1 protein-coding gene and 1 pseudogene are annotated in these 1,911 nt (G+C 45.1%); both read right to left on the bottom strand.

All coding sequences use genetic code 11. The features are described 5' to 3' along the window. A pseudogene (locus ABUA47_RS19630) lies at window positions 1–878 on the bottom strand (alpha-amylase family glycosyl hydrolase); the annotation flags it as partial. 32 nt (window positions 879–910) lie between these two features. After that, window positions 911–1,720 carry a patatin-like phospholipase family protein gene (locus ABUA47_RS19625; protein ID WP_005825568.1) on the bottom strand — a complete coding sequence of 270 codons (810 nt, stop codon included), beginning with the start codon at window positions 1,718–1,720 and terminating at the stop codon, window positions 911–913. Window positions 1,721–1,911 lie beyond the last annotated feature (191 nt).

Genomic DNA, 1,911 nt, shown 5'->3' with positions numbered 1-1,911 from the left:
TAGACTTCGGCTATAAACAGCAGGGAGGGATATTGTTCCTTGACCTGCGGAATTGCCCATTCCCAGAACTCTACGGGAACCATCTCGGCCATATCGCAACGGAAACCGTCTATGTTCTTTCCCGCCCAGAACAGCATGATATCCAGCATCTTGGTCCATGTGTCGGGAATGGGGTCGAAATGGCAAGTCCCGCCGTTCTGGTAATCCACTCCATAATTCAACTTTATAGTTTCGTACCAATCGGTGATGTTTGGATAAGCATCAAAACGGTTGTTTCCGGTAGCTTTTGCCGGAAACTCCCTATAAGGTTCGGCGGCTGCACCTTTCATGTCAAATTGGCCATGCAGTTCCGATTTCGGGATATAATAGAAGTTATTATATGGGCTGAACGCATAATTGGTATCATCGTTTGACCCCAGTTGTGAAGTGCCATCCGGCTGGGCATCCGAGTGATATTGACGGGCTACGTGGTTGGGAACAAAATCTATGATAACCTTCAGACCGCTACGGTGAGTGCGCTGCACCAGATTCTCAAACTCTTTCATACGCTCCGGTACGTCCTTGGCGAGATCCGGGTCGACATCATAGTAGTCCTTGATGGCATAGGGAGATCCGGCTTTACCTTTCACTATGGCCGGATGGTCGGGTTGGATATTGTGACGGCGGTAGTCAGTTTGCGTAGCATGCTCGATGATGCCCGTGTACCAGATATGTGTAGCGCCAAGCTTCTTGATTTCTCCCAACGCCTTGGCTGTAAAGTCGGCCATCTTGCCGCATCCATTTTCAGTGATGCTGCCATTATTGATGCAGTGGTTATTGTTGTTTCCGAATAGTCGGGTGAACACTTGATAAATAATCAATTTGTTTTCGTCGTTCATTTCTTTGTTTTCTATGTTATAGAATGGTTATTTTATTCTTTCCAAATGCTGCCTTTGTCAATGAGCAGGCGTTCCAATATATCATTGGTCGTATTATATCCCTGCATGAATATCTCCTCCGCCTTTTCCAGCTCTGTATTGCTGTATCCTTCCAAGTTATAAGGTTCTATCAGCAAATCAGCCTTCTCGCGTTCAGGAAAAGAGTTGGAGCGGAACATAAAATTATAGGAACGTAAGGCAATGCTCACAATGTTCATTTTATACTTGGTCGCCATCAGAGGGCTGACATTCACGGCAATCACTTTTTCGCATATACGGCGGAGGGTAGAGACAGGCAGGTTCATCAGCAGGCCTCCGTCCACGTAATGGGTGCCGTCTATATTGACCGGGGCAAACAATACCGGCATGCAACACGAAGCTGCTACGCGTTCGGCGATGTCCCCTTTATGGAAATGTACCAGACGTCCGTGGTCCAGGTCAGTAGCTGTAATAATCAGAGGGATTTGCAGTTCTTCCAGTTTCTTGGATTTCAGATTGCTTTTCAGGAAATCGATGAATTCTCCCAATTCAAACAATCCGACTTTGGGAATCACCAGTTTGGTCAGGTCCTGAAACTTGTGCCCGGCAAAGTAGTCAAGAACTTTATGCGGTTCATTGCCGTCGGCGTAGAATACCCCGGCCAAGGCTCCGGCGCTGACTCCGGAAAGTATATTGGGCTTTATGTCATGTTCCAATAAGGATTGCATGGCACCCAAATGGGCAAAGCCTTTGATGAAACCGCCGCTTAAGGCAAAACCTATTGGATATTTTTTAGTGAACCAGTTGTTCGTTACTACTTCCATGTTGAAAATATGATATATTGTTCGGCACGAAATTAATGATTTTATTGTAGGGAGAAAGGAAAATAGCGGAAAAAAGTTCAAAGTATTAAGAGAAAAGTCTTCTCTATTAAGGAGAAAGTTTTTCTTAGTTAGGGAAAAAGTTTTTATCAGTTAAGAAAAAACTTTGTTTATGGTTTGCGGATGTCTATCCC

The organism is Bacteroides sp. RTP31139st1_H2_RTP31139_211217 (assembly GCF_040227615.1).
Classification (GTDB): Bacteria; Bacteroidota; Bacteroidia; order Bacteroidales; family Bacteroidaceae; genus Bacteroides; species Bacteroides uniformis.
This window is presented reverse-complemented; position numbering and strand designations above follow the sequence as displayed.